Here is an 18,638-nt window from a genome sequence, read left to right on the forward strand (position 1 = left end):
GCCGTGATCGTCTCCGCGACGCGTTTGTCCTCAAGATGATTGCGATACGGGCTGAACGCCTCGCACAGCATCCTCCGGCCCGAGAGCTCCTGGAACATCCACTTTCGAAGGCCATCCCGTTCGGCCTCGGCCGCTCCCCCCTCGGCAGCCCCTCACCGCGCCTCGATCCGCACCGACCGGTAGCGGCGGGGGGAGCAGTCGGGCAGCCGGGCGGGGCGGGCTTAGGGGGCAGGGTGCGCGGAGACCACGCCGGGTACCAGGTAGCGGCAGACAGGGCACCACCACACGTCCGCCGGGAGCCCCGGCCCGGGCGGCACCGGTGGCCGGGCATCCAGCCGCACGGCGGCCACGCCTTGCGCCGGGCAGCGGGCCCCCGGAGTGCGCTCGGCGCCGGACCGGCCCTGGTCGTGCAGGTAGCGGCCCTGCTGCTCAAGACGCCCGCACACCGGGCACCACCAGGCCCACAGTGGCGGCGCCATGATGACAGGCGGCGGCGCTGCCCACCGGCGGGCGGACTCCACATCGAACGGGAACGGCTCCCCGGGGTCGTCGACGTCGGGGTCGGGCCAGGTGGGGTCGGTCATCGCTCTCCTCCTCATCGCCGGGCATCAGCAGTCTGCACGACGATGCGAAGTGCCCCGGCCAGACGCGGACCGATCGGGGCACCCGATTTGCCGGTCCGCACCGGCGAGCTCCTTCCCACACGCCCTGGAACCGACCGCCCAGCGTCGGCGGCATTTTTCACTATATAGTCTGACAACACCGATTTCGTTGATAGTGTGCCCGGCCATGTGCTCACCGATACCGAACTGAACCTTCTCCATGACTTCCAGGGCAGCGTCGACGACTGGTACGCCCCGGGCTTCGAACTGTGCGACTTCGGCTGCGGGAGTGGCGGCTATCCCGAAGTGGCCGACCGCCTCCGCGTCTTCGCCCTCGCCAACGAGTCCGGTTCCACCTACGCGGTCTGGCTGCTCGACGACCGTGCCGATCTCGCGCAACTGCCCGTGGTATTCCTCGGCGACGAGGGTGGCGTTCACCTTGGGGCTCGCGACATGCGGCAGTTCTTCCGGATCGTCGCCTCCGGATGGACACCCTCCGCAAACTGGAAGGCGATCGGCTACACCGACGACCGGGGAACGGACGCCGGTCAGGGCTTCTGGCCAGCGAACGCGGCGTTCCGCGCATGGCTGCGCCGACACTTCGGTCTTGAGGCGGCAGAAGACCCCAACTCTGTCGCCGTCCTGACTCACTGGCCCGACGCCCCCATACGGAGCGCACCTGGTGGGCTCCCGCCGCGGCGCTGCCGCGCATGTTCGGTAGGTTGCTCGTTTGAGTTCCTGGCCTGGTGCTGTTCGGTGTGGGGGTCGGCGGTGGGGTGGGTTCGTGGCAGGGGTGTGGTGGGCGATCGGCAGGCCACCGATGAGTTTGGCTGGTACGTCGAGTCGTACACAGCACAACGAATTCTTACGGAGAGGGTCAGTCCCATGACTGAGTTGAACGCGGGGCGTGTCCGGCAGGCGATCGTCGAGCAGACTCGGCGTCTGGCGGAATCAGCGGTCGCGGCCGGGCCTGAGGCCGCTGTGCCGACGGCCCCGAAGTGGACCGTTCTTGATCTGGTCGCGCATGTGGGTCAGACCCAGCACTGGGTCGCGGAGATCATCGAGCGGCGTATCACCGATCCTTCGCAGCTGCCCGGGGAGATGGCTGTCGTCCCCGTTGATCCTCGCGAGTGGCTGGCGTGGCTGTCGGAGTCCGCGCAGCGGGTCGCGGGCGCGTGTTCCGATGTCGCGCTTGATGCGCCGGTGTTCAATCCCGCGGGGGACGGGCGGCCGGGGGCGCGGTTTTGGATGTCCAGCATGCTGAACGAGGCGGTCGTTCATGGCGTCGACGCGGCCGGCGCGGCGGGCCGTCCGGCCGATGTCGAGGCTGACATCGCGGCCGCGCTGGTCAGTAACCATCTGGCGATGCTGACGTCTCCCACGTGGGAGATGCAGCGGTCGGAGTCCGCTCACGCCATTCGAGGTACCGGGCAGAGGTTGCAGTGGGTGGCTACCGATATCGCGGACGGTGCGGGTGCCTGGTTCGTCGAGCGGCGGCCTGATGGGGCGGTGTGGATGCCCGGTGTCCGGCCGGCGGATGTGACGGTGTCGGGCCCGGCGCGATCGCTGCTGCTGGCCTTGACCCGGCGGCTTCCTCTTGTCGGCGGTGAAGCCGCCGGTGTCCGGGTGGAGGGCGAGGTCGGCCTTGCGCAGCACTGGCTCGACAACACTGCGCATGTCAGCGGCTGACCGGTCCTGAGGGGTGCCCATCGTCACGGCGAAGGGCGCGGCTGAAGGTTGTCTTGCGTGTGGTGTTCCGGTGGGGGGTCTCACGGAACACCGGCCGGCGGGGACAGCGTTCGGGTTCTGTAGGGCGGCAGGGGTGTTCTGGGCGGGTCAGTGCCGGGGGTCGAGCTGGTCGAAGGGCTGGCGTATCGCCCGGTCGGTCAGCAGGTGTCGGTGGGCGTCGATGACGACCGAGTCCTGCGACCAGGTCCGCCACATGCGCAGGCAGGTGCTCGTGCCCGCGCCGAGTGGTGTCTGTCGTCCATGGACGTCGTGCAGGGAGTAGCCCTCCGACGCGGGGTCGCGGACCAGCAGGCCCCGCTGGTCGTCTTGGTATTCGACTTCCCAGATCAGGTTGCGGCACAGCGGGCCGGCGATCGGATCTTCGAACCAGCGCTCGCGCCACAGCGGCAGTGTCATCGATGCCCCGTCGTCCAGCAGGTGCAGGAGTTCGGCGCGCTCCTCCTCGATCCACGCGTCGAGGTCCTCGCGATGGCGGTGGAGCGCTGCGTAGCGCTCGGGTTGGCGTGTGCGGACGGCCTGCTCGATCTCTGCGCGGTCCCGTGGGGGACAGCCGTCGGCGTCGCGGAACTCCAGTGTGGCCTGTCCGTGCGGCAGTACCGTGAACACGGCGGTGGACCGGCCGTCCGACACGGCGGCAAGTGCGCCGGACCGGCTCGCCCGGATCGCTGCGAGGGCGCTGCCGGCGTATTCCAGGACTTGCCGGCGGTCCTGTTGCCAGTATCGCGTCTGGGGTGGGGGTGGGACGGTGCCGTCGTCGGCTGCGAGGGCCGAGAGCGCGGCGTAGGCGGCTCGGATCAGATCGGGTTCGGCTGCCGGGTCCCCGAGGTCCATGGCCGGGTCCGGTGCCAGGGACGTCAGGTCGCCGCCGAGCCGGCGCACGATGGCACCCAGCAGCCGGATCGGCCGGGGTTGGCCTGCTATGCAGGCCATCCACGCCGCGCCTGTCGCGATGCGGGCACCGGTGTCTCCAGGGGGGCCGGGCCCGGGTGCCAGTAGCTCTTGGTGGAGGCGTCCAGAGCCGGGACCAGCAGGGCGTCGAGGACGCGATCGGGGTTGTCGACCGGGCGCAGCAGTTCAGCCGCGCGCTGTAACCACGGGGCGGGCGGGCGCACGTTCTCGACTGCCGCGCAGTGCTCGATCAGGTCCACCACACCCTCACCGAACGCGTGCAGGGACAGCATGGCGCGGGCGTAGCGCGCGTAGGGCAGCAGCGGGGAGAGCAACCGGTCAGCCGTGGCGACCTGTCGTGGGCCGTCCGCGCCGGCCAGCAGGACTGCGGCCTGCTCGACGAGGGGCGCGTCGTACCCGGTTCGCTCGGTCACCGCCGACAGGGCCCAGCACAGGCTGCTGCGCAGGGTCCGTACCCCGTCCGCGGTCAGCTCGCGTGCGGCCGCCAGGGGCAGGCGAAGGGGGGCCCAGTGTTCCCCCGCGTCGGGTTCGCTCGCGCACATGGCATAGTCGAAGAGACGGTCGACGTCCTCGGGCTCCCATGCGCACGCGTGGATGAACAACGGCTCCCACAGCAGCCGTTCCGCCGGTCCGAGTCCCTGCGCGTGATGCAGGATGCGGGCGAGCGCGCGACGGTCGGCCGGGGCGAGTTCCGCGACCAGCCGCGCGCACTGGCTGCTGTCCTGGTCGAGCGGTTTTGTGCGCTGCTGGTCCTGGTGGAGCGCGGCCAGGACTCGAGCCTCGGTCTCGGGTTCGAGCGGGGGTGCGAAGTAGTGGTGTCCTTCGAGCCAGAGCGGTCTTTCACCGTGGTGCTGGGTGTCACCCGTCATCTGTCCCCCCGGACCGTGTCGAGGCTGAATCCCTTCCCCGCGCACCCCCGTCCCCAATCACGTACGCACGTGTAGGCCTGCGTCGGTCTTGACAGGCGGCTGACGGGGCGTTGGGGGCGGGCCGAACGGCTCGGCGGCGCGCGACTGCTGGCTGCGGTGGCCGACGGTGAGATCGGCGAGGTCCTGGAACTGTTCTGGGGTACCGCGGCGGTGAACACCTGGAGCACCCGCCACCCGCCGGGAGGCGGTGCTCTCCTGGCTCGGCTGGTGTGGGGACCGCGGCTATGACGGATCGGCGTTGAGCCCTCGTCGCTTGTCGGTCCGCAGCGCCCGTTGCTGTTCTCCCCGTTGGGCCGGGGCTGGGTGTCGGCGGCGGCGTCGGTGTCGTCGGGATGCGCCAGCACTGTGTCTCGCGTGCCGGCGGGATGACGAAGCCTTCTTCGCGGCAGACCACCGGTCCACGCGACTGAGCCGGCTTGAGCCGGCTTCGGGTCATCCTGATCGTCCTGCATGACGTAGGAAGATCCCCAGAGCTCGGGATGGATCACGTAGTGGCCCCGTGGGACGACTGCCGCTTCGCATCCTCGTTGGGGGTTCTGTCGCCGGTGGAGCGGCCTGGTGGGTTGTTATGGGCGCGTGGCCAGGGGCGGTGGAGCTTCGCCCGGCGCTTTGGCGTTGTACGGGCTTGGCGAGCCCGGCCGTATTGGGGAAGGGGCGCCTACCGCATCGGGTGGGCGCCGAGGGTTTGGGTGCCGCCGGTGGCGACCCGGTCGGCGGGCAGTCGGGTCAGGGCGTGGGTGGGGCCTGCGAGGAGGTCCAGTACGGGCATGCCCCAGTGCGCGGCGAGGCGGTCGCAGTCGGTCAGGGTCCAGGCGGCCATCCCGCGCTGTCGGCGGCTGATCTGGCTCTGTGTCAGTCCCAGCGCGGCCGCCAGGTCCGCTTGGTGCTCCCCCGTGCGGTGGGCGATCGCCGTCACCGTCACCCGCAGTGTCTCTTCCGTGCCCATCCTCATGGGCCCACCCTAATTCGGGTATGCGGATAGCGCATGGAAAGTGCGTGGAGTGCATGGTTGGTGTCGGTGGTGCGTGCCGCGGGCCGCGCCACAGGCCGGCCCGGCGCCGGGCGGTGGGGTCACGGGTTCCAGGCAGTTGCTCGTTTCTCGCAGAACGCTTGGGCTCCCTCGGCCGCCGAGGGCGTGTGGAAGACGGGTGCGGTGAGGGGGTCCTGGGCGGCGAATGCCGCGGTGTCGCCAAGGCTGCGGGTGGTGTCGACGACCTGCCGGGTGATCTGGAGCGCCTGTGGGGAGTTGGTGCGGATCCGCGCGGCGAGGGTGAGCGCGGCATCGAGGGCTTTGCCGTCGGCGGTGAGCTGGTTTGACCAGGGCGTGGCGGGCGGCTTCCGGGGCGGGGAGCGGGCGGGCGGTCAGGAGCATTTCCATGGCCAGGTGGTGGGGAAGGCGGCTGGGCAGGCGGATGGCTCCGCCTTCGGAGGCGATGAGGCCGCGGGCGACTTCGGGCAGTGCGAAGAACGCGGTGTCGGCTGCGGTGACCAGGTCGCAGGCGAGGACGAGTTCGAAGCCGCCCGCCACTGCCGCGCCTTCGACGGCCGCGATGAGCGGCTTCGTGCGTCGGGCGCGGGTCAGTCCGGCCAGTCCGCGGTCGGCGACCTGCGGTACTCCTTCGTCGGGGAAGGATTTGAGGTCCATGCCGGAGCAGAAGTGGCCGCCCGCGCCGGTGAGGATGCCGACCTCGAGCTCGGGGTCGTTGTCGAGGAGGCGCAGTACGGTGTCCAGGGCGTGGGCCAGGGCCTGGTTGATGGCGTTGCGGACGCGGGGCCGGTTGAGCGTGATGGCCAGGACGCCCTCGCGTCGCTCGGTCAGCACCACCGGGTCGGTGGGGGTGCGTTGTCCGGCGTGGGTGTTCATCGTGTCTTTCGGGCCTCGGGGGGGGTGGGTCTGCCGGTGGGCGGGTCGGCCTGTGGGTGGTGTTACTGGCGGACCAGGGGCAGGGCGGCGAGTCCGCGCCTGACACGGGCCGGGCGCCAGGGCAGTTCGTCGGCCGGTTTCGCCAATCGGACGGCACCCAGGCGTGCCAGCAGCAGGGGGAAGGCGACGGTGCCTTCGAGTCGGGCGAGGGCGGCGCCGATGCAGAAGTGGGGGCCGTATCCGAAGGCGAGGTGGTCGTTGGGTGCGGCTGACGTCGAGGCGGTCGGGGTCCGTGAAGCGTTCCCCGTCGCGGTTGGCGGACTCGATCAGCAGGCTCACGATGTTTCCGGCGGCGATGGTCCGGCCGTGCAGGTGGATCGTTTCGCCGGCGCAGCGGAACGTGGCGTCCCGTACGGGCGAGTCATAGCGCAGGAGTTCCTCGACCGCGGTGGGCAGCAGGCCGGCGCCGGCGTCCGGGGTGGTCATGCGTGCGGCCTGGGCGGGGTGCGCCAGCAGGGCGAGCATGCCGTTGCCGATCGGATTCATGGTGGTGTCATGGCCGACCAGCAGGAGGAGGTAGGCGGTGGAACGCAGTTCCTCCTCGCTCATCGCGGCGCTGTCGTCGCCCGCCCGGACCAGTGCTCCCAGCAGGTCCGCACCGTTGCTGTCCTGTCCGGCGCGTTTCTGGGCGATCAGCGTGTCGAGCAGCGTGTGCAGGTCCCGTTCGGTGCGGGCGGGGTCCGCGCGGGCGTCGGGGGCGATGGTGGCCATCAAGGTGTCCCGGGTCGCGGCCGTGTCCAGGTGGGCGGGGACGCCGAGGATCGCGCAGATCATCCGGAACGTCAGCGGGGCCGCGAAGTCCGCGATCAGGTCGATGTGCGCGTGCTGCTCGACGCGGTCCAGCAGGCGGTGGGCGACGTCGGTGATGAAGGGCCAGTGATGCGATCCGGCGGGGCACGAACGCGGTGTTGACCAGGGCCCGCAGCCGGGTGTGATCCGGTGGGTCGGCGTGGACCAGGTGCCGGTTGAGGCCGACCGGCCCCGGAACGTATCCGGGGACCCGGCCCGGGTCCTTGCTCAGACGGGGGTCGCTCAGCAGGGCGCGCACGTCCTCGTACCGGGAGACCTGCCACACCGCGGGCCGGCCCGGGCGCCGGTCCACGTGGGCGGGTGCGTGGCGGCGCAGCCACGCGAAGTACGGGTAGGGGTCTTGTACCCGGGCCGCCATGAGAGGGGCAGGCGGACGGGGTTCGGCGTCAGCGGACACACCAGCTCCAGAGTTGGTCAACGGACAGCCCATCAACGAAGCTCCCCGCGCAGGGATGCGGCAGCGAACGCCTCTTCTGAGGTGAATCGTCCCGTGGGAGGGAACGCATGCGAGCCGGCGCACTCTGCGGTCCTGCTCCGCGACGCCGCCCGGCTCCGCAGGGGCGAACGGGCGCGTCGGAGGACGCGATACGGCGTCCCGTAAGTGGCTGTTGTCGATCCCTGGTTTGAGTAGGTGGGGTCGGCCCTAGGCCGACTGGGTGCCTGGGGACGCCGGGGCGCCGGCCGGATCCGGTTCACGGTCGGTGGCTGCGCGCTCGAAGTCGAGCCGGTGCGCGAGTCCGGCGGAGGCTCAAGACGCTTCGAACGGCCGCGCGGACCTTGCCAGGGCCGGGGCCGGGCTGCCCGGCGGGGGCTTCGTCTTTCGGACGCTGAATCCCGCGGCGCCTCCTGCTCGGCCGGGCGCGGTCAGCTCACCTTCTTGGCGAGTTCGGCGAGGAACTGCGGCACTCGCCCGGCACCGAAGTCGTAGAACCGTGCCCACTGCGGTTCGACCGCGATACGCGCCATCCGGTCGTACATGGCCCGGCAGTTCCGCTCGAACTCGACCGCGTACTCGGCGTCGAAGTTCTTGCGGGCGGCCGCAAGGTACTCCGGAACCACCCCGTCGACGATGGTCAGGTGCACGACGCCGCGCACCGACAGTGTCCTGGCCGAGCCGGGGCTGTCGCCGGCGTCGATGGTCAGGGCAACCTCGGGGTGGGCGGACAGCGCTTTTACCTTGGGCGCCGTGGCTGCGGTGGACATGACGATCTCGTCGCCGGTCCAGAAGATCCCGATCGGGATGACGCGGGGCCGCCCGTCGAGTCCGTTGTAGGCCAGCCGCGCCATGGACGCCTGGCTCAGCAGTTCGTGGGCGTCGGCCAGTTCCTGTGCGATCTGCTGGGGGTCCATGATCGTCGTCCTCTCCTGTCGCTCGGCCGCTCGTGGCCGCCGTGTTCCGGGGACGGAGCGGCCGGCACGTTCTCGACACCCGCGCCCGGATCGCCGTCTGCTCGCTCACGGTAGCCGGGCTGCGTCGCCGGCTTCTGCAACGCCTGCCGCGTCGCTTTCGAGCAGTCGCCGGAGCTGCTCGGCACCTTCCCGTGCCGGCTCACGCTGGAGGGCTTGGGGGTACCCACGTCATGGGACGCCGCAACGCGATCGTGCGGGCACACGACTTCGAACGCCTCGTCCAGCGCTCCGGGTCGCTCATCACCTGGGCCGCGATCACCCTCATGACGACCCGGCGCATCACTGAGCACCGGCCCCGGCAGGACCGGACTGCTGCCCCCTGCCCCCGCGGAACCCAGCGGGACTGATCGTCGAGCGGGGACGGTGGCCACCGTCTCCGCTCTCACCCTCTCTCACCCTCACCCTCACCCTCACCCTGAGAGTTTCCGGTCCAGCACCTGCATGGTCGCCGGCGGCGCCGGGCCGTCGCGGGTTTCACCGCCCCTGGTGGCGGCCGAGACGGGCCCGGATCCCGCTGCCTCGCCCTCGCCCACCGTCCGGGATGTACGGGCTGCCACGCCGATCGGGCCCTTCCCGCACACACCTCCGGCTCGCTGTCGTCCGCGGGCCCCTGCACCGCGAGTGCGGGAGGGCTGCGTGGGACGGGCCGCCCTGCGGGGACGTCCCATTCCGGACTCCGGTCGGGAGTGGCACCAAGCCGAGTATCGGTTCCTGTTCGGGGTGGATCCATCCCCGTGGGCGGGGAGTAGCCGCCGGCACCCACGGCGTCGTCCCGATCCTGGGTCCATCCTCGCGGGCGGGGCCAGGTATCGATGGGGGGCAGCCGCCCGGTGCTCTCCCGGCCTGCGCCGCCGGCCGGCCAGCAGGAGGGGAATCCCTCACATCTCTCACATTTACTCGCTCGGATGTAGACTGCCCTCATGACCAAGAGCATCCCGGTAGACGACGTCACTCACAGCCAGATCACCTTGCTTGCCCGCGCCTGGGACGTTTCGCCGGGGGAGGCGGTGCGCCGACTGGTCGACCATTTTCAGCGCCCCTCCCCCGCTACGGCTCCCTCGACCCCCACAGGGGACCGGGTGGCCGTCCACGCCATTTACGACGGAGTGCGCGTCCCCGGCCTGTACGACCCGACAACCCGGGCGCTCACCATCACCGAGGGCCCGGCGGCCGGCGCGTACCGCACACCCAGCGGGGCGGCCGCCGCAGTCCTGCAGGCACTCAAGCCGCACGTGAAGCCCAATCGCAACGGCTGGGGCTTTTGGATGGTCGATGCCAGCGGCGAACTGCTCCAAACGCTCCGCCGGCCCTGAGTCGCCGGAAGCCTCTCGCGAACCTCCACCGACTCACTCTTGCTCATATTTCTCTATTTTGCTATTCTGGTAGCTCATTGTCGTGACGGCAGCGCCGTCACTGCACGCACGGACCGGGGAGCTGTAGTTGCACGACGACCGAGACCCGCTGCTGAGTCAACGCTCCGCCCTCATCCTGCTGCTGGGCGTGCTGGTGGGCATCGGGGCCGGAATCCTGGCCGCACTCGGACACGCCGACCCGGCCGGCGCCGTACTGACCGGCGCAGGCGCCTTCGGCGCGGGCGTCCTCTTCTTCCACGCCACTATCGCCTAGAGGCCGCCCGAGGCCGCCCGAGCACACGAGGGGCCGTGGGTGAGGAAACCGATCACCGGGTCGATATTTCGCGTGTGCGGGGGGTCAGCGGGGGGTGGCGACGATGAGGTGGGTTTCCAGGGGAAGGGGGTGCAGGTCCACGGTGGTGAAGCCGGCCTTGTCCAGCAGGGTGCGGTACTGGGCCTCGTCGCGTTCGCGGCCGCCGCCGAGGACGACCAGCATGTGCATGTTGTATCCCTGGGCGAGGGAGGAGCCGGTGTCCTGGGTCAGGAGCCGTTCGATGATGATCAGTCGGCCGTCGGGGGCCATCGCGCGGCGGCAGTTGGCCAGGATGTCCTGGCAGGCCTCGTCGTCGAAGCAGTGCAGGATGCGGGACAGGAGGTAGACGTCGCCGTCGGCGGGCACCGACTCGAAGAAGTTGCCCGGCACCAGTTCGCAGCGGCCGGCGTGGTCGGTCGCGATGGGGCGGGACGCGGCCTCCTCGATGACGTGCGGGGCGTCGAACAGCACGGCGTGGGCGGCGGTGTTGGCGTTCAGGATTTCGTTGAGCAGCGCCCCGTGGCCGCCGGCGACGTCCACGATGCGGCGGGCGGTGGAGAAGTCGTGGACGGTGCTGACCTCGGAGAAGAACAGGGTGCCGGCGACCATGGCGCGTTCGTAGGCCAGCGAGGTGTCGGGGTGGTCGTTGAGGTAGGAGAACAGGTCGCTGCCGAAGACGTGGGAGAACGCCGAGCCGCCGGTGCGCAGGCAGTGGGCCAACTCGCCCCAGGCCTGGTAGAAGTGCGAGCCGTAGATCCGCACGTGGTCGCGCATGGAGTCGCGGGTGCCGGTGCGCAGGAGCTCTCCCACCGCGGTCAGCGCGTAGCCGGCGGATTCCTCGTCTCCTTCGACGACGTCCAGGGCGCGCAGGAACAAAAGGAGGCGTCCCAGGGCGTCGGGGTCGGTGTCGGTTTCCAGGGCCAGGGCGATGGCGGTGGAGCGGCCGGCCCGGTCGAGGGCGTCGATGATGCCGGATTCGGTGGCGATGTAGATGGCCTGGGTCTTCCAGAAGCCGGCCATCAGCTCGATCAGTCGGCGCCCGGCACTGTGGTCGTTCATCGTCAAGCTCCCGCTGTCTGGTCGGGTGCGGTGCCGCCGTGTGGGGCGGCGACCGGGCGGAGGCGGTCCTGGTGGAGCAGTCGGACCAGTTCGGGTCGTTGGATCTTGCGGGTGGAGGTGCGCGGCAGGTCGTCGTAGTGGACGTGCAGGACGGGCGCCATCGGGGGCAGGTCCGCGGTGGCCTGCTGCCAGCGGTGGGTGTCCAGGGGGCTCTCGGCGCGGGTGGCGACCACCGGGACGGGCTCGCCGGCGGGGCCGGCCACGATCACGACCTCGCGCAGTTCCTCGAGACGGCCCATCAGCAGGTCCTCGGCCGCCAGGTTGCTGTCCATGGTGTCGATGCGGTCGACCTCCCGGTCCATCAGGTGCAGCAGCCCCCACCGGGTGAGGTGTCCCATGTCGCCGACGCGCCACCAGCCGTCGTGCAGTTGGCTGTCGAAGCGTTCGTCCTCGCCGAGGTAGGTCAGGATGCGGGTGCGGCTGCGGACCTCGAGGTGGCCGGTGCGCCCGGCGCGCAGCCGCCGTCCGGCGGAGTCGACGACGCGCATCGAGATGAAGCCGGGCAGCGGCAGCCCCACGCAGCGCCCGTCGGCGGTGCGGGCGGTGCGCCGGGTGTACCAGCGGCCGGCCATCGGGCCGATCTCGGACTGTCCGTAGAACTGGACGAACAGCGGCCGCTTGCGGTGGGAGGCGGCGAGCAGGCGCTGGATGGTGCGCGGGTGCATGGCGTCGAACGTCGCGCCGAAGACCCGGACCGTGCTGAGGGGCGCGCCGGGGGCGTCGGCGAGTTCTTCCCAGTCGATGTAGGTGTTGGGGTGGGTCTCGACGTACCCGGGGCGGGTGCGGGTGAACAGGGTCGCGATGGCGGCCGGTTCCGGGTCGACGGCGATGACCAGGGGGTTGCCGTGGCCCAGGAACATCGCCAGCGCCTGGTAGAAGCGGGAGTGGACGAACGTCATGCACAGCGCGGCGGTCTCGCGTTCACGGATCGGCCAGGACACGATCCGCTGGGGAACCAGCCGGTGCCAGCCGGTCTCGGGGCAGTGCACGGCCAGTTTGGGTATCCCGGTGGTGCCGGAACTGTGGGTGATCAGCGAGGGCTGGCGGGGGTGGAGAAAGACCGGGTCGCGGCGGGGCGCGCCGGTGTGGGAGGCGAGGGTGACGGTGTTCACCGCGCGGCCGGCAGGGGCCCGGCCGGCGCTGAGCAGGACGGTGCGTACGACGGCGGTCAGGTCGGTGTCGTGCAGTGCCCCGCTGAGGGTGACGGCGTCGGTCAGGAGCCAGGGCTGGTCGAGGCGGCCCAGGAGGACGCCGGAGATGGCCCCGTCCAGGGCGGGTGACAGCAGGACGGGGACGGCGCCGATGCGTGCGGTCGCGCAGGCCAGCAGGGCGATGTCGAAGTTGTCGCTCTTGTAGAGGACGACGCGTTCGGTGGGTCGCACTCCGGCCGCCCACAGCCGGGCGGCCAGTTCGTCGATCTGGTCGGCGAGTTGTCCGACGGTGAAGTCGCATCCGCGCTCCGGCGCCCAGTGCAGGGGGCGGTCGAGAGTGACGCGGGTGGTGGCGTCGCGGCGGGCGGCGGCGTGGAAGATCTCGCCGATGTAGAAGCCGTTGCCGCGCGTCACCCGGTCCACTAGGGCGTGCACTGGTCCTCCTTGGGGGCTGGTGGTGGTGCCTGCCGGGGGTGTCTGTTGGGAGTGGCTGTTGGGATGTCTGTTGGGGGTGTCTGTTGGGGGTGTCTGCCCGGCGGGGCTCCCGCCCGGGCGGGAGCGGGCGGGAGACGGATCGTGGCGCGGATCGAAGTCGGATCGAAGTGCGGGTGGCGCGGGTCGCGGGGGGTTACGGGGTGGGGAGCCGGCGGTCTGCCGCGGCGGGGGTGTCCGTCTCGACCGGGGTGTCCGTCGCGGCGTGGGCGTCGTATCCGTACAGCCACCGCAGGTGTGCCAGGTCCCCGGTCGCGCGCAGCGTGGTGTCGCGGGCCGACTGCTGTGCGCCGTCGGGGAGATGGAAGCTCTGCGCGAGGGTGCGGGCGCGGCGGTGGATCTCGGCGGTGCGCGGGTGGCGCAGTGCCTGGTAGCGGCGCAGTGCCGGGGCCGGGTCGTGGGGGTGGGTGTCGGCGAGGCAGTGGGCCAGGACGACGGCGTCCTCCAGTGCCTGGTTCGCGCCTTGGGACAGGTAGGGGAGCATCGGGTGTGCGGCGTCGCCCACCAGGGCGACGCGCCCGGTGGCGTAGCGGGGGGCGATGTCGCGGTCGAACAGTCCCCAGCGGGTGACGGAGGTCGCCGCGGTCACCACCCGCCGTACCTCTTCGTGCCATCCGGTGAACGCCGCCTCCAGGTCCTCGACGGCGCCGGCCCGGGACGCGGTGTCGTGGGGGTCGGCGTGCGGTGGGATGTCGTACCGCGAGGTGGTGGCGTGCCGTGGGGTGATGTCGTGCCGCGGTGGAGTGGTGTGCTGTGGGGTGGTGTGCTGTGGGGTGGTGTGCTGTGGGGTGGTGACGGCGCCGACGGCGCTGAAGTGGACGGTGCTGCTGCCCGCGATCGGGTAGTAGGTGACGTGCCGTCCGGGCCCGAGCCAGAACAGCACACGCGGGTCGTCGCGGAAGGAGGGCACCGTGTCGGCGGGGACCAGGCCGCGGTGCACGGCGTATCCGGAGAACCGGGGGGCGTCGTCGACGACCGAGCGGCGGACGGTGGAGTGCACCCCGTCGGCGCCGATGACGAGCCGGGCCCGGGTGACGGAGCCGTCGGTGTGGTGGATCTCGGCGTGGTCCGGGTGCTCCACCACCCGCGCGCAGCTCGTGCCGAGGGTCACGAAGTCCGCAGGGAGCGCGGACAGTAGGCACTTTTGCAGGTCAGCGCGGTGGATCAGATAGTACGGGGCGCCGAAGAGGTCGCTGCAGGCCTGGCCGTGCGGGGTGTGGGCGAGCAGGCTCGCGTCGTCCCAGCGCCGGGTCTCGATGGAGCGGGCCGTGACCGCGGTGGCCGCCAGGGCGGGTGCCAGGCCCAGCCGTTGCAGGATCCGCACACCGTTGGGCGAGAGCTGGATGCCGGCGCCCACGGTGCCGAACCGGGTGGTCTGTTCGATCAGACGGCAGTCGATTCCGTGGCTGCGCAGGACTGCGGCGGTCACCAGCCCGGCGATGCCTGCCCCCACGATGGCGATGGGATGCGTTGGATGGGCCATGTCGTCCTCTCGACCAGGTGACCGGGCCGGCGCGTCGGCGGTGGTGCTGCCGGGACCGGGGAAGCTGACGGCGCAGCGGGCGGGCGCCGTGGCGACGGCCCTTTTCCTGCGGCGTCAGCTTCTCCCCCTGGTGTCGAGAAGCTGCGGTACGAATGCTCAACGCCGCTGCCGGGCGGCGGTTCACCGGCCGGCCCGGTGCCCGGTACTCCCGGGCAGGGAGCGGTCAGGCAACGGTCAGGGAGCGGGCGGCCGGGCGGTCGGACGGACGGTCGGACGGTCGGACGGTCGGACGGTCGGACGGTCGGACGGTCGGCGGACGGACGGTCACGGAGGACAGACAGTCGCGAAGGTCGCAAGGTCGCAAGGTCGGACGGTTGCGAAGATTGCGGGGTCGGGGGCGTCGGGTGGTGAGGGCGTCGGGTGGTGAGCCGGGTGGTGGTGTGGTGGGGGTCAGGTGCCGGAGGTCCGGTCGGCGTCGATGCGTTGGGGTGACAGGCGGGCGATGGGCAGGAGCATCAGCACGGTGACGGCTGCCAGCAGGGCGAAGGCCAGGTGGTAGTCGCCGGTGGTGTCCCGCAGGGCGCCGACGACGACGGGGCCCACGGCCGCGCAGGCGTAGCCGATGAAGAACGCCATGGCGCTGAGGCGGCCGGCGTGGGCGGCGTCCCGGCTGGCCCAGACGGGCAGGGTCAGGACCAGGGTGAACAGGCCGCCGTGACCGATGCCCATGGCCACGATCCAGACCCAGGTCGCGGTGCCGGGGCTGACGGCGAAGCCGACGAAGCCCACCGCGGTCAGGACGGTGGTGGCGGCCAACCCCGGGCGTTTGTCGGTGCGTTCGCCCATCAGGGCCGGCACGCCCAGCATGGCCACGACCTGGATGGAGATCATCACGGTCAGCATGAATCCGGCGCTGGACTCGCTGTAGCCGCCGTCGTCGTGCAGCAGGGGGGCGATCCAGGCCAGTTCGCAGTAGTACAGGGCGGAGTTCCCGGCCGCGACCGCGGTGATCCGCCAGGCCAGCGCGGAGCGCCAGGGCAGTCCGGTGGTCGCGGGTCCCTTGGGTCCGTCGATGTGTTCCAGGCGCAGGGGTCCCTTGGCGGCCGACCACAGCACCATGCCCGCGACGGCCAGGACCGCCCAGGACGCCAGGGCGCCGGGCCAGGAGTCCAGGGCGTCGGCGAGCGGTGCGCTGACGCCGGCGGCCACCGCGCCGCCCAGCCCCAGGCCGGCGGTGTAGATGCCGGTGACCAGGCCGGCGCGGTCCGCGAAGCGGGTCTTGACCACGGCCGGCAGCAGGGTCTGGGCGATCGCGATGCCCGCGCCGACCACGGCCGCGCAGCACAGCTGCAGCCAGGTCGACTCCCCCAGGCCGCGGGCCGCGGTGGCCACCGCGACGATCAGGAGCCCCAGCAGGACGCCGCGTTGCAGTCCCCAGCGGCGGCCGATGGACGCCGCCAGCGGCGCGCACAGGCCCATCGCCAGGGTCGGGACGGTGGTCAGCAGGGACACGCCGGTCGCCGACAGGTCCAGGTCGGTGCGGATCCGGTCGACGAGCGGGGAGACGGCCGCGATGGCGGGCCGTAGGTTCGCCGCGGCCACGAACAGGGCCACGACGGCGAAGCCGAGGGGGGTGCGGCCGCCTTGCGGGGCGGAGGGCGGCGGCCCGTTGCGTGCTGGTGCGCTTAAGCGGTCTTCGGTGTCGGTCATGGCCCGGCTTTCGTCTCGGGAGGGGTCGGAGCATCGTTTATAACAGAATCCCGGACGGTTAGTGTCCGGGATTGCTATCCTGCACGGTATGAAGCTCTCCAACGGGGTCGAGTGGGCGCTGCACTGCTGTGTCTCGCTCAGCCAGAGCAGCGTTCCGGTGCCGGCCGCCCGCCTCGCCCAACTCCACGGCATCCCTCCGGCGTACCTCGCCAAACACCTCCAGTCGCTGTCGCGGGCCGGCATCGTGCGCTCGACGCCGGGGCCGGTGGGCGGCTACGCCTTCACCCGGCCGCCCGAGCAGATCTCCGCGCTGGAGGTCGTCCAGGCCATCGACGGCGCCGAAGCGGCGTTCCGCTGCACCGAGATCCGCCGCAACGGGCCGTTGGCGGTGCAGCCCGAAGCGTGCGTGAAGAAGTGCGCGATCGCCCGCGCCATGGCCGCGGCCGACACCGCCTGGCGGGCCGCGCTGAGCTCGATCACGGTGGCCGATCTCGGCCGGAGCATCGACGCCGACAGTTCGGGCACCGCGCTGCACGACGTGCGCCACTGGCTGTCGGGACCGGGCTGACACCTGCGGGCTGACACACCAGCGGGCTGACACCCGCGGCCCGCCACGCACCCGCACCGCACCGCACCGCACCGACACTCGGCTCCCCCGGTCCCCGGTCCCCCGGTCCGGCCTCGCGCCCCGCCCGCACGTGCCCGGCTCCCGTACGCCCTGTTCCCGGAGGCCTGTTCAGCGATGACAGCACTCGGCACCGCAGATGCCCCCGTACCGCCGGCCGCACCCGCCTCGCCGTCCGCACCCGGGCCGCGGTCCGCACCCGGGTCGAGTTCCGGCGGCGGGTCGAGTTCCGGCGGCGGGTCGGGTCCGGGCGGCGGGTCGGGTTCCGGCGGCGGGCACCGCTCGCCGCGGTCGTTGTCGGAGCGCCGGGCCGAGGCGGCCCGGCTGGTGCGGGTGCACCCGCACTGGTCGGACCGGGCGATCGCGTCGGTGACGGAACTGTCGGCCAAGACCGTCGCGGTGCAGCGCAGTCGGGCCGGCGGCAGCGTGGCCGGCCAGCGGGTCCGGGTCGGCCGGGACGGCCGGGTGCGTCCGCTGAGCGCTGCCGAGGGGCGCAGGGTCGCGAGCCGGCTCATCACACAGAACCCGGCGGCCTCGCTGCGGGAGATCGCCGCGCAGGCCGGCATCTCCCCCGGGACGGTCCGCGACGTCCGCGCGCGGCTGGCGCGCGGCGAGGATCCCGTACCGCGCCGGCAGCAACGACCCCGGCGGCCCCAGGGACCCGTCGTATGCCCCGTACGGTCCCACCCGGCCGGCACCGCACCCCAGGCACCTGTCCTACCCGGGGTGCGTGCCGCCCGCGAGGTGTGTGCGATCCCCATGGCACGTGCCGTGCCCGAGGAAGCCGTACCCGAGATGGCTGCCGTACCCGACCTGCGGATGGTCCCCGAGGCGCGTGCCGTGCCCGGGGTGACTGCCGTACCCGAGGTGCTTGCCGTACCCGACGTGGCTGCCGTACCCGAGGTGCTTGCCGTACGCGACGTGGCTGCCGTGCCTGAGGTGCTTGCCGTGCCCGGGGTGTGCGGCGCAGGTGCGGTGGCTGTTGTCAGTGAGGTGACTGTCGCCGGTGCGACGCCTGCCGCCGGCACGGCCGGTGCCGCCCGCGCGGTGGGGCGGGCCGGCACGGCAGGTGTCGCCCGCGCGGTGGGGCGGGCGGGGCGGGGCGGGTCAGATGTCGCCGGTGTGCGATTTCAGGATGGCCAGTTGGAGTTGCTGGAGCGGGTAGCCCGGGTCGATCCCGATCTCCGCCGCGAGCCGGACCCGCAGGTCGCTGAAGACCTCCAGCGCCTCCGCGCGGCGTCCGCTCAGCGCCAGGGCCCGCATGTACTGGGCGTGCAGCCCCTCGTGGAGCTGATGCTCGCTGGTGAGCGCGACCAGTTGGGCCGTGACCTCACGGTGCATCCCCTTCCTGATGCGTGCTTCGCTCAGTACGCCGATGGCGCCCAGCCGGGACTCCTCCAGCAGGCGGCGTTTGGCCTCGATGACCGGGCCGGCCGGCACGTCCGCCAGGGCGTCGCCCCGCCATAGCTCCAGGGCCTGTTCCATGAGCTGGATGCCCGAGCGGTCGTCGCCGGCGGCGATCGCCTTGCCGCCGCGGTCGGTCAGGCGCTGGAAGTCCAGCCAGTCCACCGGGCCGCACGCGCTGGTGAAGCTGTATCCGCCGGCCCGGGTCACCAGCGTGTCGCGGGCGATGTCGGCCGACGGTCTGCCGGTGAGCTGCGCGAGGAGCTTGCGGCAGTTGAGGATGTAGGTCTGCAGCGTCCGCAGCCCGGTCGCCGGTGGCCGCTCGTTCCACAGATCGCGCATCAGCGCGGGCACCGGGACCACCTGGTCGGTGTGCAGCAGCAGCATGGCCAGCACCGTGCGGACCTTCGGGGCGACCGCGACGTCGGCGGCCGATCCGGCGACCGCGATGCGCAGCGGGCCCAGCACCCCGAATTGCACGGGGCTACTTTCCTTATCCTTCTCATACAAGAAGCCGCGCTGCGGCAATTTGTCCGTCGGATGCTTGGAAACGTACACAGATACCCCCGTGGGTGTGGACGCCCAGGCCGATCCGGCCGTCCGAAACTCAACGTGGTTTCAACATACGCATCGAATTCTCGATTCCTAGGGCGAAA

General features: G+C 71.6%; 17 protein-coding genes. 5 read left to right on the forward strand and 12 right to left on the reverse strand.

The genetic code is table 11. The features are described 5' to 3' along the window. Positions 1–221: 221 nt before the first annotated feature. Positions 222–584 (reverse strand): hypothetical protein, encoded by a 363-nt coding sequence (locus tag LNW72_RS00740; RefSeq protein ID WP_250973490.1) that lies wholly within the window; start codon positions 582–584, stop codon positions 222–224. Between the two features lie 195 nt (positions 585–779). Between LNW72_RS00740 and LNW72_RS41510 the strand changes: the two genes are divergently transcribed. After that, positions 780–2,291 carry a maleylpyruvate isomerase family mycothiol-dependent enzyme gene (locus LNW72_RS41510; RefSeq protein ID WP_250973491.1) on the forward strand — a complete coding sequence of 504 codons (1,512 nt, stop codon included), beginning with the start codon at positions 780–782 and terminating at the stop codon, positions 2,289–2,291. A 147-nt stretch (positions 2,292–2,438) separates the two neighbouring features. Here LNW72_RS41510 and LNW72_RS00750 read toward each other — a convergent pair whose 3' ends face one another. The 6 genes from LNW72_RS00750 to LNW72_RS00775 all read right to left on the reverse strand — a co-directional run bounded on the left by LNW72_RS00750 (position 2,439) and on the right by LNW72_RS00775 (position 8,273). Further along, positions 2,439–3,281, reverse strand: coding sequence for a DUF4132 domain-containing protein (locus tag LNW72_RS00750; RefSeq protein WP_250973492.1), 843 nt, complete (start codon positions 3,279–3,281; stop codon positions 2,439–2,441). Beyond that, entirely contained in the window at positions 3,269–4,129 is an 861-nt protein-coding gene (locus LNW72_RS00755) for a hypothetical protein (RefSeq protein ID WP_250973493.1), read from the reverse strand. Before LNW72_RS00755 ends, LNW72_RS00750 begins: the two co-directional genes overlap by 13 nt. 718 nt (positions 4,130–4,847) lie before the next feature. Next, on the reverse strand, positions 4,848–5,141 hold the full coding sequence (locus LNW72_RS00765) for a helix-turn-helix domain-containing protein (protein ID WP_250973494.1): 294 nt from the start codon (positions 5,139–5,141) through the stop codon (positions 4,848–4,850). Between the two features lie 9 nt (positions 5,142–5,150). After that, entirely contained in the window at positions 5,151–6,053 is a 903-nt protein-coding gene (locus tag LNW72_RS41975) for an enoyl-CoA hydratase-related protein (RefSeq protein WP_374117388.1), read from the reverse strand. A 62-nt stretch (positions 6,054–6,115) separates the two neighbouring features. Continuing rightward, positions 6,116–6,274, reverse strand: coding sequence for a hypothetical protein (locus tag LNW72_RS41980; protein ID WP_374117389.1), 159 nt, complete (start codon positions 6,272–6,274; stop codon positions 6,116–6,118). A gap of 1,513 nt (positions 6,275–7,787) precedes the next feature. Then, entirely contained in the window at positions 7,788–8,273 is a 486-nt protein-coding gene (locus LNW72_RS00775; RefSeq protein ID WP_250973496.1) for a pyridoxamine 5'-phosphate oxidase family protein, read from the reverse strand. A 230-nt stretch (positions 8,274–8,503) separates the two neighbouring features. Between LNW72_RS00775 and LNW72_RS00780 the strand changes: the two genes are divergently transcribed. The 3 genes from LNW72_RS00780 to LNW72_RS00790 all read left to right on the forward strand — a co-directional run bounded on the left by LNW72_RS00780 (position 8,504) and on the right by LNW72_RS00790 (position 9,959). Then, positions 8,504–8,680 (forward strand): hypothetical protein, encoded by a 177-nt coding sequence (locus LNW72_RS00780; RefSeq protein ID WP_250973497.1) that lies wholly within the window; start codon positions 8,504–8,506, stop codon positions 8,678–8,680. A 573-nt stretch (positions 8,681–9,253) separates the two neighbouring features. After that, positions 9,254–9,646 carry a hypothetical protein gene (locus LNW72_RS00785; protein ID WP_250973498.1) on the forward strand — a complete coding sequence of 131 codons (393 nt, stop codon included), beginning with the start codon at positions 9,254–9,256 and terminating at the stop codon, positions 9,644–9,646. 127 nt (positions 9,647–9,773) lie between these two features. Beyond that, positions 9,774–9,959: a hypothetical protein gene (locus LNW72_RS00790; RefSeq protein ID WP_250973499.1), complete on the forward strand. Its 186-nt coding sequence runs from the start codon at positions 9,774–9,776 to the stop codon at positions 9,957–9,959. Between the two features lie 84 nt (positions 9,960–10,043). On the opposite strand, the gene LNW72_RS00795 is transcribed toward LNW72_RS00790, so the two are convergent. The 4 genes from LNW72_RS00795 to LNW72_RS00810 all read right to left on the reverse strand — a co-directional run bounded on the left by LNW72_RS00795 (position 10,044) and on the right by LNW72_RS00810 (position 15,953). Next, complete coding sequence (locus LNW72_RS00795) at positions 10,044–11,057, reverse strand: acetylserotonin O-methyltransferase (protein WP_250973500.1); 1,014 nt, start codon at positions 11,055–11,057, stop codon at positions 10,044–10,046. A gap of 2 nt (positions 11,058–11,059) precedes the next feature. Continuing rightward, on the reverse strand, positions 11,060–12,703 hold the full coding sequence (locus tag LNW72_RS00800; RefSeq protein ID WP_250973501.1) for a class I adenylate-forming enzyme family protein: 1,644 nt from the start codon (positions 12,701–12,703) through the stop codon (positions 11,060–11,062). 193 nt (positions 12,704–12,896) lie between these two features. Further along, on the reverse strand, positions 12,897–14,243 hold the full coding sequence (locus tag LNW72_RS00805) for an FAD-dependent monooxygenase (protein ID WP_250973502.1): 1,347 nt from the start codon (positions 14,241–14,243) through the stop codon (positions 12,897–12,899). A 450-nt stretch (positions 14,244–14,693) separates the two neighbouring features. After that, entirely contained in the window at positions 14,694–15,953 is a 1,260-nt protein-coding gene (locus LNW72_RS00810) for a CynX/NimT family MFS transporter (RefSeq protein ID WP_250973503.1), read from the reverse strand. An 88-nt stretch (positions 15,954–16,041) separates the two neighbouring features. Here LNW72_RS00810 and LNW72_RS00815 point away from each other — a divergent pair, with 88 nt between their 5' ends. After that, positions 16,042–16,521, forward strand: a complete 480-nt coding sequence (locus LNW72_RS00815) for an Rrf2 family transcriptional regulator (RefSeq protein ID WP_250973504.1) — start codon at positions 16,042–16,044, stop codon at positions 16,519–16,521. Positions 16,522–17,685: 1,164 nt separating this feature from the next. On the opposite strand, the gene LNW72_RS00820 is transcribed toward LNW72_RS00815, so the two are convergent. Then, a complete protein-coding gene (locus tag LNW72_RS00820; protein ID WP_250973505.1) occupies positions 17,686–18,462 on the reverse strand; it encodes an AfsR/SARP family transcriptional regulator in 777 nt (258 codons plus the stop codon). Positions 18,463–18,638: the final 176 nt, after the last annotated feature.

The organism is Streptomyces sp. RKAG293 (genome assembly GCF_023701745.1).
Classification (GTDB): Bacteria; Actinomycetota; Actinomycetes; order Streptomycetales; family Streptomycetaceae; genus Actinacidiphila.

Excerpts from the sequence above, each read along its gene's own strand:
- LNW72_RS00805 (WP_250973502.1), bottom strand. The coding sequence starts at position 14,243 with ATGGCCCATCCAACGCATCCCATCGCCATCGTGGGGGCAGGCATCGCC.
- LNW72_RS00775 (WP_250973496.1), bottom strand. The coding sequence starts at position 8,273 with ATGGACCCCCAGCAGATCGCACAGGAACTGGCCGACGCCCACGAACTG.
- LNW72_RS00740 (WP_250973490.1), bottom strand. The coding sequence starts at position 584 with ATGACCGACCCCACCTGGCCCGACCCCGACGTCGACGACCCCGGGGAG.
- LNW72_RS00815 (WP_250973504.1), top strand. The coding sequence starts at position 16,042 with ATGAAGCTCTCCAACGGGGTCGAGTGGGCGCTGCACTGCTGTGTCTCG.
- LNW72_RS00795 (WP_250973500.1), bottom strand. The coding sequence starts at position 11,057 with ATGAACGACCACAGTGCCGGGCGCCGACTGATCGAGCTGATGGCCGGC.
- LNW72_RS00755 (WP_250973493.1), bottom strand. The coding sequence starts at position 4,129 with ATGACGGGTGACACCCAGCACCACGGTGAAAGACCGCTCTGGCTCGAA.
- LNW72_RS00750 (WP_250973492.1), bottom strand. The coding sequence starts at position 3,281 with ATGGCCTGCATAGCAGGCCAACCCCGGCCGATCCGGCTGCTGGGTGCC.
- LNW72_RS00780 (WP_250973497.1), top strand. The coding sequence starts at position 8,504 with ATGGGACGCCGCAACGCGATCGTGCGGGCACACGACTTCGAACGCCTC.
- LNW72_RS00785 (WP_250973498.1), top strand. The coding sequence starts at position 9,254 with ATGACCAAGAGCATCCCGGTAGACGACGTCACTCACAGCCAGATCACC.
- LNW72_RS41975 (WP_374117388.1), bottom strand. The coding sequence starts at position 6,053 with ATGAACACCCACGCCGGACAACGCACCCCCACCGACCCGGTGGTGCTG.
- LNW72_RS00810 (WP_250973503.1), bottom strand. The coding sequence starts at position 15,953 with ATGACCGACACCGAAGACCGCTTAAGCGCACCAGCACGCAACGGGCCG.
- LNW72_RS00765 (WP_250973494.1), bottom strand. The coding sequence starts at position 5,141 with ATGAGGATGGGCACGGAAGAGACACTGCGGGTGACGGTGACGGCGATC.